The sequence below is a fragment of the Komarekiella delphini-convector SJRDD-AB1 genome (assembly GCF_014831675.1).
Classification (GTDB): domain Bacteria; phylum Cyanobacteriota; class Cyanobacteriia; order Cyanobacteriales; family Nostocaceae; genus Komarekiella.
This window is the reverse complement of sequence record NZ_VJXY01000014.1, coordinates 65778-79489: the sequence shown is the minus strand read 5'-3', so window position 1 is coordinate 79489 and position 13712 is coordinate 65778. Positions and strand designations below refer to the sequence as shown.

Sequence of the window (13712 nt, the reverse complement as noted above, 5' to 3'; positions counted from 1 at the left end):
TTCATTACCAATGACTTTCACCCCTACAAAAACCCTTGCCGATAAAGTTCGCGCTGACTTCCCGATATTGCTTCAGGAAGTTAACGAGAAACCTTTGGTTTATCTCGATAATGCTGCAACTTCGCAAAAACCTTTACTCGTATTAAATACCCTGCGGGATTATTACGAGCAATATAATGCTAACGTGCATCGGGGTGCTCATACTCTCAGCGCCAAAGCTACTGATGTTTATGAAGGTGCGCGAGACAAAGTTGCCAAATTTATTAATGCTGCATCGCGTCAAGAAATTATTTACACCCGCAACGCGAGTGAAGCGATTAATTTAGTAGCCTATAGCTGGGGAATGAACAATTTGCAGCAGGGCGATGAGATTATTCTGTCGGTGATGGAACACCACAGTAATATTGTACCGTGGCAGTTTGTGGCACAAAAGACCGGTGCAGTATTGAAATTTGTGGAACTGACACCAGAAGAGACTTTTGATGTAGAACAGTTTAAGAAGCTGATTTCTGACAAAACCAAATTGGTTTCAACTGTGCATGTTTCTAACACTTTGGGTTGTATTAATCCAGTGCAAGAAATTGTTGCGATCGCTCACAAATACGGTGCGAAAGTATTAATTGATGCTTGCCAAAGTGTCCCTCATACGCCTGTAGATGTACAACAGATAGACTGTGATTGGTTGGTTGCTTCCGGTCACAAAATGTGTGCTCCAACTGGGATAGGATTTTTGTATGGCAAGTTGGAATTGTTAGAATCTATGCCACCGTTTTTTGGTGGTGGTGAGATGATTGCAGAGGTGTTTTTAGACCATTCTACCTATGCAGAATTACCGCATAAATTTGAGGCTGGGACACCTGCAATTGGGGAAGCGATCGCTCTTGGTGCAGCAATCGATTATCTTACTAACATAGGTATGGATAAAATCCACGCCTACGAAGCCGAATTAACAGCTTATTTATTTCAACAATTAGAGCAAATTCCTCAAATTCGGATTTACGGCCCCAAACCAAATGATCAAGGAGAAGGTAGAGCTGCTTTAGCTGCATTCACAGCCGGAGAAGTCCACGCCAACGACTTATCTACATTATTGGATCAAGAAGGCGTTGCCATTCGTTCTGGACACCATTGCACTCAACCATTACACCGTTACTTAGGTCTTCCAGCAACCGCACGGGCAAGTTTATCTTTTTATAATACCCGTGAAGAAATAGACGTTTTCATCAAAGCGCTGAAAGAAACCCTGGAATTTTTTGCTGGTTTCCTTGCTTAAAATTACAAAAAATTTAGACATTGATTGTGTCAAATATCAGCAGCATATCTTGCTAACAGTTGGCACAATTTAATTATCTAAATTATTTACAAGATCTCCTAAAATGTTATGAATGGATGTTTTTATAGCTTATTGGGCAAGTAGTTGAAATTGACTTGAGCTACTACTATATTAATTATACAGGTAAAATTATCGGAATTTTATCTAACATTCTGGCGGAAAAAGTATTGTAATATGCTTATCAAGTCAACTCCCGCAGAACAAAGAACAGTGCTACATAACATTAGCTGGGAAACCTTTGAAGCCTTGCTGAGAGATACAGGTGAGGATAGAGGCTCTCGGTTTGCTTATGACTGTGGCACTTTAGAAATTATGACCCCACTTTTTGAACATGAAAATCCCAAAAGCAATTTTGGGAATTTTATTATAGCTCTAGCTGAAGAATTAGGAATTGAAGTTAGAAGTGCTGGTTCTACAACATTGAAACGGAAAATATCCAAGCGAGGAATAGAGCCAGATACTTGCTACTATATCCATAATGAACTAGCTATTAGAGGTAGGGAAACTTTAGATTTAGAAAATGATCCGCCACCTGATTTAGCAATTGAAATTGATATTACCAGCAGTTCAGTTAACAAATTTGGTATTTACGCAGCGTTGGGTGTAACTGAACTTTGGAGATATGATGGGCAAGATTTAAAATTTTATCAGTTGATAGAGGGGCAATATGTCGAGTGTAAATTTAGTATTGCCTTTCCTCTCGTATCCGTGAGTGAGATAAGCAGATTTATTGAGCAGAGTAAAAGTATGGGGGAAATTGCTTTGCTGAAAACTTTTCGAGCTTGGGTGAGGGAGAAGATAGCATAATTAGAGTAGTGATTAGTTATGTAACCACTACACTTATAAATATGCAGTAATTAAAAGCCAATATCCATTACTTGAACCATATGCTCGCTACAATATGTCATTGCTCCATGTTTAGCAACAGATTCAAAGTAATGAACAGCCAAAGCATAGTCTTTAAAATCATTTGCGTAAATAGGAATCAAAATATTGGCAACTTCTTGCAAACTATTTCCTCTATCTAATCCTTCGCAAATAATAAGAATATCTTCTGCATAAACCTTTTCAGGTATTTGCATTGCACGAAAACTTGCTTTAAAAGTAAAGCGAGATTGAGCCATGTTAGCAGCACTTTTTAAAGAAGAACGATTTCTAAGAGCTTGAGCTTCTTGAGTATTAAATGATAAAAAAGCACAGGCAGTTAAAGCAAATATTGTCAGTTGCCGCCGTAGAGTAGTTTTCATGGTTAATTAAATTGTTTATATCTAAGTTTAAGCAATTAAATATACTGTGCCAATGCAAAAAATACGGTAAATAAATATAGTTTGATTAAACCTGTAAATGTAGTACCAATGTGTTTAACAAACAGTTTGCGCGTTTATACTTGACTACCCAATAATAATTATTACGAAACGCTATCACTCGCCTCTTGAACCCCTAACCCAGTATTATCTCTCTTAGACGTGTGAGGATTGATAAACTGGTAAATATCATCGGGTGCGAGTCCTAACTCAAGAGAGGGGCGAACAAGAGGCTGTCATCTTCCCTGCAACAGTGGATGATATGCCAAGCAATTGGACTTTTCACGAACAAATGTGATAATGGCCTATGCTGAACGTCAAGCCTTTTGGAAAAATTCTGAGATTGGTAAGTTACTTGGTTTTGATCGTTGGCCCGATTTGCCACAAAAAGAAAAGACAAATTTAATATTTAATTACTGAATCAGGTAAACTTGATGCTTTACTTTCTTGTGAATAAGATAAGTCATTTATAATCTAAAATAAGATTATATTGAGCAACTACATTAACAACAACCATGCACCCCATATTAAAAGTCGATATTTCCGAACTAAGTGTATCTGAACGTATACAGCTTGCCGAGGACTTATGGGACAGCATTCTTACCACACCCGATGAAGTTCCTCTCAACGATGAGCAAAAACAAGAATTAGATAGACGCTTGGAGATACATCGCCAAAACCCAAACCAAGGTTCAACCTGGCAATCTGTCAAGCAAAGACTAGGTTTAACTGAATGAGCTATCAGTTAATAATTAGTCCAGAAGCAGAACTGGATATTCAAGATGCTTTTGAATGGTATGAGCAACGTGATTCTGGAGTAGGTTCGGAATTTGTACGTGCACTTGATAGCTGTTTAGCATTAATCGGACGTAACCCTTCAGCTTATCCCGTGGTGTATCGACAAGCACGACGATTATTAATACGTAGGTTTCCCTATGGTGTTATTTATATTGTAGAAGAAAATGTGATCACTGTAATTGCTTGTTACCACGTCAAACGTAATCCTAAACAATGGCAGAACAGGAATATTTGAACGCTTTTATAATCTCGCCTACAATCACCTGAACCATCTATGATTCCTGTTCTCAAATAAGTCATTAGTAATAGTATGATCAAAGCGATCGCCCAACAACACTCAACTCAAAGAATCTGGATCTATCCCCAACCTTCGTAATTCTTCCGCTAACCTTTGAGCACGCTTTTCAGCAGCACTAGCCCTTTCTTCTGGCGTCAGATATCTGACTCCTTGTGCGTCATACCAATACAACCAGTCCCGCGTGATTCCTTGATAGGTTCCACGTTCATAACCAATAGCTAAACCTACCTCGTTTAACCAAACAGAATTTCCTGGCTGCAATACATATTCATCATTCTCTAAGCGATAAACTTCTAAGGGCGATTTTTTGCGACGTTGGGGATTATAGATAACGTAATATAAAATCTCCATCTCAGCATATAGTTTCTTTTTGCTGGTGTATTCACTACGTCGCCTGTGGGAAACAACTTCTAGCGCCATAGTTGGCATCACCTTTTCTTCCCAAAGCACATAACTTAAGCGTAAGTTCTCATCAAAAACTCGCTCGACTCCCAAACTCAAAAATCCATCTGGCACAATTGGTGGTTGTTCAGGATCGTAGTAAATACCCATATCAACGCCAAAAAACCAATCCATCCGACTTGCCCATATCAAAGCTAAGATGGCTTCTAACAAGCCAGGAATCAAATGTTGTAGTTGATTATCCACAGGTTCATCGTCAGAGTCGGGCAAATCCTCGGCTGAGGGCAGGCAGTGCAATGGGTTGTAATTTAGCATGGTAGGAGCGATCGCTAAAAGTTAACGCAGATTCATAATATTGATAACATTTATCCACCTCTGACTTTTTCTTGCGATAATTCCCAAGGGGGACGCGCTCTCCACTGGTTAGTCAAAGGGGGATAGATGACAATCAAGCGGTTGCTTTTAATTGTAATGACGCTGATAGCGATCGGTTCTTCTGGTGTTTCTTTATTTAGCAGTTGGCAAGAACCTCAGTTCCAAAGCCGCCTGGAACTTTACCAAACAAATATCGGACTGCAAGCACAAGCATGGCGAGCAGAGGATAGCAACAACGATAATTTACAAGGAATTCAAGAAGCAATACTGGGCGATAAACCTTTAGAAAATGCTACGAAGCAGTATCAGGAGGCACGTAAATCGGTTCAAACTAATTTAGACAAAGCCAAAAACCAACTGGCAAAATTGAGTTCTCAATCGCAGGCTACTCCCACACCTCCTAAACCTCTACCGGAAGTTCCTCCTGCAACTAATAGCTCTCGCCCAATCCAACAGCAACAGATAAAGCAGTCACTCCAGCAACTACAAAAATTGCTGGGCGAATTGGACTTGCGTCTGGGAATTTTACAAGCACAGCAAGGACAAACAAATACAGCTCTTAAGACTTGGACGGATTTGCAGCAACGCTCAGATATCAATCCAGAATTTAGTGAAACAGCAGCCGTGTTGCTCGGATTGTGGAGTAATCCCCCCCGTCTTTTACCCAATGCCCAACAACTGATTCAAAAGAATTTAGAAGGTTGGTTTCGCGCTACTGCTTTGGTTCAACTATACCAACTCCAGCAACGTCAAGAAGCACTATCAGCAGTGAAAGCCACGGAACAAGCAGCAGCAACCCAAGCTTTGTTTAAATTAGCAATTATTGGCACTATCCCCACATTGGCAGCTTTGATTGGGATGATGCTGCTGATTTTTTTAGTTGGTCAACGCTTGGTGAAGGGGAAAGCTGCTTTATTAGCTCAAAATGCTGATGTGTCTTGGTCTACGCCTTGGGATGCAGAAACGATTTTACAGGTTTTCGTCCTAGGATTTTTCTTGATGGGACAACTTTTTGTACCCTTAGTTTTATCTTTGCTCCCCATCCCGCGTCCCGTTAGTAATGTGCGAGTTCAGGCTGTTTATGTCTTAGTTAGTTATTTGCTAGTGGCGTCAGGGGCACTGTTAGTGCTGTATTTCTCTATCAAGCGGTTTTTTCCACTACCAGAATTCTGGTTTCGTTTTCGATTCCAAGGCAAGTGGTTTTTGTGGGGACTGGGGGGCTATTGCGCGGCTTTACCCATAGTTGTCGTAGTCTCATTGATTAATCAACAATTATGGCAAGGACAGGGTGGTAGTAATCCTTTATTGCAGCTGGCTTTAGAAAGCCGAGATAGTGTAGCACTTAGTATATTTTTCTTTACAGCTGCAATCGCAGCTCCATTTTTTGAAGAACTTCTATTTCGTGGCTTTTTGTTACCTTCCCTAACTCGTTACTTACCTGTGTGGGGATCAATTCTTGTAAGTAGTTTGCTGTTTGCCATTGCTCATTTGAGCTTGTCGGAAATTTTGCCACTGACCGCATTGGGGATCGTGTTGGGAATAGTTTACACGCGATCGCGCAACCTCCTCGCTCCCATGCTCCTCCATAGCCTCTGGAATAGTGGTACACTACTGAGTCTATTTCTCTTAGGAAGTAGTACTAACTAATACATACATTTACAGTTGACAAAAACAAAAATATCTGATTTTATCTGCATATGTAGTAACAATTTACTGGTTATAATTAGTAATAAGCATAATGAATGCTAACTTAGCACCAAATACGCTAACGGCAAAAGCAACTCAAACAATGCTGTTAATATAGACAGCCAATATCTAACCAAGCACTTAGTCTCATCTAAGTAGGTTTAGCCACTGTATAGAATGTTATTGCCTTGCCAAGCGATTTTGACTGTAATTTATGTGGATTGCAAATTATGTTTGCACTCACATAAATGGTAATAGGCAACCTCAAAGGAAGTGACAAATAGAAGATAGATCTTGCGTATCTATCCTTGTACTTCCTGCTAAGGCTATTTTGATAATTGCTACCATCTCAAAAAAGAGTCCGGAAATAATACTGATGGACTTGTAGACAGTGGCATAGAATTTTTTGCCGATTATCGAAGTTAATTCTTCTCAAGATACTCTTGTCTGAAAATCGGTAAAACTGCCATCCCAAGGGTTGCGATTAAACATACCAACAGTTAGATAGAAGCGCAAGAGTTTTAGACAATATCAGGAGTTTTCTTCCGTCCCATCTTGCCAACGTTAACTTTAAAATAGTGGCACGCTGGGTTTGGTGTATCTTTAGGATATCCTTACTACTGCAAAAAAGTGAAGTTATATTCAATTAGCAAATATATTTACTTGCTTGCATCAAAATTAAAAACTTAATTTTATACCTCACTTATCAAGGAGCAGCAATCAGATGGCAAATCTTAACCCTAGTCACCCTACCAAACAACTTCTAGCTGGATACTGTGGGATTATTTTTGGTGGTTTTGGTGTTCATAAATTTATTTTAGGATACACCCCAGAAGGCTTCATCATGTTGGCTATTTCTTTAATCGGGGGTTCTTTTACCTATGGTTTTGCTCTAATAATTATGCAACTCGTTGGTTTGATTGAAGGCATGATCTACTTAAACAAGTCTCATGAAGAATTCGTTGATACTTACTTTGTAAATAAACAGGGCTGGTTTTAACAAATTCAAAAGTTAAAATCGTTAAAACAAATAGTAGTAAGTATTATTAATATTTATAATCTTTAATGTTTGCAAGCTATGTAATTTATTTGATATGCGACACATTTTAAGAGACTTCTTGCAACAATAACCGATGCCTGAAGTACGGTTATATTTTTAGGTATAAAATTATGCTTATATTTAAACCTAAACAGCTTGCCTGGGCCATGTTACTCTTATTGGGCTTAGGATATTTCAGTGCAATGTCTCATTTAGAAATTAACTATTTCTTAAAAAGCTTGATTGTCTTTATGCCAATACAGGTTGGAGCTATTGTTTATGTGACTTATCTCCGCTGGGGCGAGCGTTGACACTCAGCTAAAATTCCATAACTTAATAAAGTTAATATAGTTTACATTCAGTCGTAGTTCGAGATTTCGCCTACGCTCGAATTAGAGACGCTTTTCGCAGGCGTTGAATTTTCGTAGCGAACCTAAACACTTGCCATGCAACTTGTCCCAAAAACTAAGCTTGCCCCAGAAAATGCCCCAATTCCAGAGAAAATCATTCTCGATGTTGGGGGCATGAAGTGTGCTGGGTGCGTGAACGCAGTAGAGCGACAGCTAAACCAATATCCAGGAGTTAAAAGCGTCTGTGTAAACCTGGCGACAGAGGTAGCAGTTGTAGAGTCGGAAGTTGGTACAGTAGACCCCAATGCACTAGCCAAGCGATTGACAGCCGTTGGGTTTCCGACTCAACCCCGAATACCTAGCGACAATCTAGCAGGTGAGACATCTGCTTTACAAGACCCAGCAGAACGACAACGCCAAGAAATGCGTTCTTTACTGAGGCAGTTAGTAATTGCTGGGATACTGCTGTTATTCTCTGGAATCGGACATTTTGGTAGCTCAGTGCTGCCAGTTCTGAATAATATCTGGTTTCACTTTGGACTGGCAACGGTAGCGCTGCTAATTCCTGGTCGCCCCATTTTAGTAGATGGCTGGCTAGGTTGGCGGCGAAATGCACCCAACATGAACACTCTAATAGGGTTGGGAACGCTAACAGCTTACACTGCTAGTGTGGTGGCACTGCTCTTTCCCCAGATGGGTTGGGAGTGTTTCTTTGATGAACCAGTAATGATGCTGGGTTTTATTCTTTTAGGAAGGACATTAGAGCGACAAGCCAGAGGTCGCGCCGCCACCGCATTTAGACAATTGCTGGCACTCCAGCCACAGCTAGCCCGATTGATTGCCAACCCAGAAAAAGTAGAAGCGGGGTCTTCTAGTGTGGAGATTCCAGCTGAACAAGTGCGTGTTGGCGAATGGTTGCAGGTACTACCAGGAGATAAAATCCCCGTTGATGGAGAGGTGGTAGCTGGTCAAACAACGGTCGATGAGTCAATGCTGACTGGGGAAGCAATGCCAGCGATTAAGCAACCAGGAGATATGGTGACAGCTGGGACACTAAACCAGTCAGGAGCGATCGCTATCCAGACAACGCGTATCGGAAGTGATACAACTTTAGCTCAAATTGTTGCCCTGGTAGAAGCTGCCCAAACTCGGAAAGCTCCAGTACAGAAGTTAGCAGATACCGTAGCTGGATACTTTACCTATGGAGTGTTGGCAGCTGCAATGCTGACATTTACCTTTTGGTACTTTTTCGGCACCCACCTCTGGCCTGATGTCACTATGTCTAGTGGCATGGAAATGGCTCATCACTCCTCGCTTACTCCCCACTCACCACTCCTCACTCACTACTCCCCACTCCTAGTCAGTTTAAAGCTAGCGATCGCAGTTATGGTGGTCGCTTGCCCATGTGCTTTGGGACTTGCTACACCAACAGCCATTCTCGTAGGTACTGGTATGGGTGCAGAACGGGGTCTGTTGATTAAAGGCGGCGACGTTTTGGAAAAAGTACATCAGCTAGACACCGTAGTATTTGATAAAACTGGTACTCTAACCACAGGTAATCCTACAGTTACCGATTGTCTACTAATTGGAGAAGTAGGGCAGTGGGAGATAACACAAGATGATATTTTAAGTATTTCTCCCCCTCACCCCCTAACTTCTTCTGCCCTTCTTCAACTAGCAGCATCAGTAGAAAGTGGCACTTACCATCCCCTGGCAAAAGCTATTCAGCAAGAAGCGCAGCAGCAACAGTTACCTATCCTGGATGCTACGAACTTTCACACAGAACCAGGGCTGGGGGTTTCTGCTGTGGTCAAGGATACATGCGTGCTTTTAGGAAACTGGGACTGGTTAAGTTGGCACGGAATTGCTATTAGCGAAACTGCACAACAAGTGGCACAGGAGCTAGCAGCAGATGGTAAAACAGTCGTCTGTGTGGCAGTTGGAGGAACTTTAGCGGGACTGATTGCTGTTCGTGATACTCTCAGACCAGATGCCCAAGCCACCGTAGACAAGTTACGCCAGATGGGTTTACGGGTAATGCTGCTTAGTGGGGATAGATTAGAAGCAGCTAGTGCTATTGCTAAACAACTAGGGATAAATAGCGCTGATATAATCGCGGGTGTTCCTCCAGCTAAAAAAGCAGCTGCAATTGAATCTCTACAAAGAGGAGGAAAATGGGAAACGCCTCACTCAGTAGTTGCAATGGTAGGTGATGGTAGCAATGATGCTCCAGCTTTGTCTCAAGCAGATGTAGGAATTGCTTTGCACTCAGGAACGGATGTGGCAATAGAAACTGCTGAAATTGTCCTGATGCGGGACTGTTTAACTGATGTGGTCGAATCAATTCAGTTAAGTCGTGCCACTTTCAACAAAATTCGCCAAAATTTATTCTGGGCTTTTGCATATAATACAATTGGTATTCCTCTAGCAGCGGGTGTTTTATTGCCTAGTCTGGGTTTTGTCCTTAGCCCATCTAGCGCCGCTGCATTAATGGCTTTTAGCTCTGTTAGCGTCGTCACTAACTCAGTGTTATTACGGCTGTTAGCGCGTCATTCGTAAAATATGCTCTTGGAGGTAAGATTCCCAAAATTTTTTAGTTATTTCCATTTACAGGTTAAGCTGAGTCCCTCGTTAGGTGTTAAGCATCTCACAAAACCTGTTGAGACTCCTCCTAGAGATATCGTAGCCACTGGAGTAGAACATAGTTGCTCTACTCTTTCAAGGTAATATGCAATTTCAAGGCTTATTTAGATTAGTACCACAGACTATAGTGCGCGAGAATGGTAGGAAACTATACTAAACAAATCTTGATTACTCACAGTTCAACCGATTTTAGCAACGATTTGTCAATGGCAGCAGAAACCAATGAAAGCCATCTACTGATTATTGAAGATGATCAAGGTCGCAAGGAATTTTCTCTAGAGCAGTCCGTCTATTCTATCGGTAGAGATCGTGAGTGCAACATCCGTTTGATGTCGCAGTTTGTCTCCCGCCGTCATGCTACATTGGTAAGATTGCCAAGAGAGCATAATAGTCCTAACTATTATTACAGGATTGTAGATGGCGATGCTAAAGGAAAACCTAGTTCTAACGGTTTGATGATTAACGGGCGCAAGATGCCTAATCACGATCTCAAAAATGAAGACGAAATCGTTTTTGGCCCCCAAGTACGTGCTATTTATTACTTGCTAAAAAATACTCAGCGTTCGGGGCAAACTGATTCTAGTGAATATGACATTACATTAATAAACCCTGGTATGACTGAGGATATAGAGGACTGACGACAACATACCTAAATTTTTTGATGCTGAGTTGAGGCGATCGCAGCGGCTAGTTTTAGACATTAGCTGCCGCGATCGCCTTTACCGTAAGCATTAATAGTTATTGTAATTATCCTGCCAGACTTTCAATCAAATGCCAATGACGGCTATTTTCAATCGCCTGTTTGACAAATTCAAACATTTGTCGGCAGTGATTATCTAGTTGGAGTGGCAGTTCCTCGTTTTTAATCACAATACTCATCCGAGTTTCGGTTTCAGTAGCGGTTGATTTATCAACTAGTACTTCCACTTTGACTAACTTGGAAAAGGAAACGCTACCAGGAATCTCACGAGCCATAATATAATCGCCCGTGTAGTATTGAATATCAAACTCACAGTCCTGTAAAAGTTCTACAAGTAACGGCTGGAGATGGTTAACCGGAACAGAAACAATAAATGAACAAGTATAGCGAGCCATAAAAGCCCCACACCATGCAACACTCCGTCCATCGTATAATAGTTCGTGAAAAAGAAGATAGATATAATTAACTACTTCATTTTGTCAGCTTTTACTCTGACTAGCTAAACTACTTTAATGTCAGATAGTTGAGCCTTGTAACTCAGTTAAGTCTTCCAGTTTATGATAGTAGATGGTAGCGAATTTCTGGTTTTAACAGCATCTAGATTAATACTGTCTGAAACTGAAAATTGCAGCTAATTATCAGTCTGCCAATCTTATTGTTAACTAGCTCGGTAATAATCGCTTGGCTAGTTGCATCGAAGTAATAATTAACTTTAAAGTTACGCTTTTACCAAAGTCTGTCTATCCGCTGAGACTTTTTCCGTTATTGTAGTAAACTACAGCGCAGTCTAGAATTCCGCCGATTACAAAATTTAGCATCGTAGATTTAATCACTAACAAATAACGCGAAATAGCTAGTACAATAATGGTTTGGGCAAAGGTGCATTATGAAAGTAGCAATTACTGGAGCGACAGGATTTGTTGGTAGTCATTTAGTACAACGACTCCACGGGGAAGGTCATCAAATACTCGTGTTAACTCGGAACACTGCCTTTGCCCACAAAGTTTTTCCATCTGATGCATTTCCTAATTTAGAAATTGTTGCTTACACATCAACTGCATCTGGTACTTGGCAAAGTGCAATCGCTGGTTGTGATGGTGTAGTGAATCTAGCAGGAGAACCCATCGGAGAAGGACGCTGGACACCAGAACGTAAACAGGCAATCCTCAATAGCCGCAAACTAGGTACACAAAAAATAGTAGAAGCAATAGCTAATGCCAATCCCAAGCCTAGAGTGTTAGTCAACGCTTCGGCCATTGGCTACTATGGCACTAGTGAAAGCGCAACCTTTGAGGAAACTAGTATTTCTGGTAACGATTTTCTTGCTCAAGTCTGCCAAGCTTGGGAAGCAGAAGCGCAAAAAGTTAAAGAATCTGGTGTAAGACTAGTAATTCTACGTTTTGGTATTGTCCTAGGCAATGGTGGTGCTTTGGGCAAAATGATTACGCCTTTCAAACTATTTGCCGGTGGCCCTATTGGCAGTGGTCAGCAATGGTTCTCATGGATTCACATAGACGATATAGTTAGCTTAATTCTGCAAGCTTTAACTAAATCCGAAATGGAAGGCGTATATAATGCTACTGCTCCTAACCCTGTTCGGATGAAAGATTTAAGCCAAACGTTGGGGCAAGTGATTAATCGTCCTTCTTGGTTGCCCGTCCCAAGCTTTGCTATTGAGGCACTTTTGGGAGATGGAGCAATAGTAGTTTTAGAAGGTCAAAAAGTTCTGCCAAAACGCACTTTAAACAGTGGATTTAAATACCAGTATCCAAATTTGCAACCTGCACTGGCAGAAATTGTTAAATAGAGTTAATAGTTCACAGTCAACAGTCTAAGAGTTTTTCACTGTTGACTATTGATTAGAGAGAAATTTTCTGGAAACCCAACTGATAATACCGCTGAGAATAGCACCACCCATCAGGATACCAATAGCTGGGTTAAATACAGGTTGCCAGAGTTTGTGCCATAAATCTAGACCTAGATTGATTCCGGCTGCATTACCAATTGCTGCGATCGCCAACCAGCCAAAACCAAACAAAACTAGAAAAACATCTGCAACTAAGACCAAGTTTAGCCAGTTTAACAATTTATCTTTCATTTTTAACTTGCATAAAAAATTACAGTGGGCAATAAAAAATAGGGAAATAGAGCATAATTCTAGTTCCCTATTCCTAATTCTTAATTATTCTTCAAATAGCCACTTTTTGACTTTTGCCAAACTCTGCCAATCTGGTTTTCTACTTAAACCATCTTCAATACTGTTTTTGATTTCATCCTGCCATTCTGGGTTGACAAAAATTAACTGTTGTGCAAAATCAATATGTTCCCGCAACCCTTTTTGTCCTGTTTCCAGCATTGCTAGAGCCAGATTAATTCTGGCTTGTGGGTCTTGTGGATTTAACTTTACTGCTTTCTGTGCTGCTTTGTGAGCCAAGCTGGGTTTGTTATCGAGTAGATATAACCACGCCAAACAAATCCAAGCCGAACTAGTTTTAGGAGCGCGATCGCACACTTCTTTAAATACAGGAATTAAAGAATCTGCTGCTTCTCCAGCTTTATAACGTTCCAAACCTGTATCAAACAAGGATTCAACTGTTTGAGTCATACTAAATTAGTCATTAGTTATTAGTCCTTGGTCATGAGCCAAACACAAACAAAAAAGCGCAAAGTCTGCTCGCCGGAAGCCGACGCTCAGACGCCAGTGACGCTCCTGCGTCGCTATCGCTACGCTAATGCACAAGTCTCTTAACCCGCCCAAGCGACTGGCTCAACTTTGTAAGAGAT

At 40.9% G+C, this 13712-nt stretch carries 14 protein-coding genes; 9 read left to right on the top strand and 5 right to left on the bottom strand.

The features are described 5' to 3' along the window. Nucleotides 1-10: 10 nt before the first annotated feature. Together FNW02_RS14650 and FNW02_RS14645 are read left to right on the top strand one after the other, a co-directional pair. Nucleotides 11-1273 carry a cysteine desulfurase gene (locus FNW02_RS14650; protein WP_191758270.1) on the top strand — a complete coding sequence of 421 codons (1263 nt, stop codon included), beginning with the start codon at nucleotides 11-13 and terminating at the stop codon, nucleotides 1271-1273. Nucleotides 1274-1507: 234 nt separating this feature from the next. Continuing rightward, nucleotides 1508-2140 carry a Uma2 family endonuclease gene (locus tag FNW02_RS14645; RefSeq protein WP_191758269.1) on the top strand — a complete coding sequence of 211 codons (633 nt, stop codon included), beginning with the start codon at nucleotides 1508-1510 and terminating at the stop codon, nucleotides 2138-2140. A 50-nt stretch (nucleotides 2141-2190) separates the two neighbouring features. On the opposite strand, the gene FNW02_RS14640 is transcribed toward FNW02_RS14645, so the two are convergent. Further along, a complete protein-coding gene (locus tag FNW02_RS14640; protein WP_191758268.1) occupies nucleotides 2191-2580 on the bottom strand; it encodes a hypothetical protein in 390 nt (129 codons plus the stop codon). Nucleotides 2581-3152: 572 nt separating this feature from the next. Between FNW02_RS14640 and FNW02_RS14635 the strand changes: the two genes are divergently transcribed. Next, the gene (locus FNW02_RS14635) at nucleotides 3153-3374 is read left to right on the top strand and encodes an addiction module protein (protein ID WP_191758267.1); all 222 of its coding nucleotides are present in this window, start codon (nucleotides 3153-3155) and stop codon (nucleotides 3372-3374) included. Next, nucleotides 3371-3670: a type II toxin-antitoxin system RelE/ParE family toxin gene (locus FNW02_RS14630; RefSeq protein ID WP_191758266.1), complete on the top strand. Its 300-nt coding sequence runs from the start codon at nucleotides 3371-3373 to the stop codon at nucleotides 3668-3670. Before FNW02_RS14635 ends, FNW02_RS14630 begins: the two co-directional genes overlap by 4 nt. A 102-nt stretch (nucleotides 3671-3772) precedes the next feature. Here the strand turns inward: FNW02_RS14630 and FNW02_RS14625 are convergent, their stop codons facing one another. Further along, nucleotides 3773-4450, bottom strand: coding sequence for a Uma2 family endonuclease (locus tag FNW02_RS14625; RefSeq protein WP_191758265.1), 678 nt, complete (start codon nucleotides 4448-4450; stop codon nucleotides 3773-3775). A gap of 126 nt (nucleotides 4451-4576) precedes the next feature. On the opposite strand from FNW02_RS14625, the gene FNW02_RS14620 reads away from it, so the two are divergent. The 4 genes from FNW02_RS14620 to FNW02_RS14600 all read left to right on the top strand — a co-directional run bounded on the left by FNW02_RS14620 (nucleotide 4577) and on the right by FNW02_RS14600 (nucleotide 10866). Continuing rightward, a complete protein-coding gene (locus tag FNW02_RS14620; protein ID WP_191758264.1) occupies nucleotides 4577-6157 on the top strand; it encodes a CPBP family intramembrane glutamic endopeptidase in 1581 nt (526 codons plus the stop codon). A gap of 763 nt (nucleotides 6158-6920) precedes the next feature. After that, entirely contained in the window at nucleotides 6921-7196 is a 276-nt protein-coding gene (locus FNW02_RS14615) for a TM2 domain-containing protein (protein ID WP_191758263.1), read from the top strand. Nucleotides 7197-7681: 485 nt separating this feature from the next. Beyond that, a complete protein-coding gene (locus FNW02_RS14605) occupies nucleotides 7682-10144 on the top strand; it encodes a heavy metal translocating P-type ATPase (RefSeq protein ID WP_191758261.1) in 2463 nt (820 codons plus the stop codon). A gap of 221 nt (nucleotides 10145-10365) precedes the next feature. Further along, on the top strand, nucleotides 10366-10866 hold the full coding sequence (locus tag FNW02_RS14600) for an FHA domain-containing protein (protein WP_191758260.1): 501 nt from the start codon (nucleotides 10366-10368) through the stop codon (nucleotides 10864-10866). Between the two features lie 109 nt (nucleotides 10867-10975). Here FNW02_RS14600 and FNW02_RS14595 read toward each other — a convergent pair whose 3' ends face one another. Then, entirely contained in the window at nucleotides 10976-11323 is a 348-nt protein-coding gene (locus FNW02_RS14595) for a hypothetical protein (protein WP_191758259.1), read from the bottom strand. A 491-nt stretch (nucleotides 11324-11814) separates the two neighbouring features. On the opposite strand from FNW02_RS14595, the gene thyD reads away from it, so the two are divergent. Beyond that, nucleotides 11815-12735 carry a thylakoid membrane protein ThyD gene (gene thyD, locus FNW02_RS14590; protein ID WP_191758258.1) on the top strand — a complete coding sequence of 307 codons (921 nt, stop codon included), beginning with the start codon at nucleotides 11815-11817 and terminating at the stop codon, nucleotides 12733-12735. Nucleotides 12736-12780: 45 nt separating this feature from the next. Here thyD and FNW02_RS14585 read toward each other — a convergent pair whose 3' ends face one another. Both FNW02_RS14585 and FNW02_RS14580 read right to left on the bottom strand, forming a co-directional pair. Continuing rightward, complete coding sequence (locus FNW02_RS14585) at nucleotides 12781-13026, bottom strand: hypothetical protein (protein WP_191758257.1); 246 nt, start codon at nucleotides 13024-13026, stop codon at nucleotides 12781-12783. Nucleotides 13027-13110: 84 nt separating this feature from the next. Next, nucleotides 13111-13533, bottom strand: coding sequence for a tetratricopeptide repeat protein (locus tag FNW02_RS14580; protein ID WP_191758256.1), 423 nt, complete (start codon nucleotides 13531-13533; stop codon nucleotides 13111-13113). Nucleotides 13534-13712 lie beyond the last annotated feature (179 nt).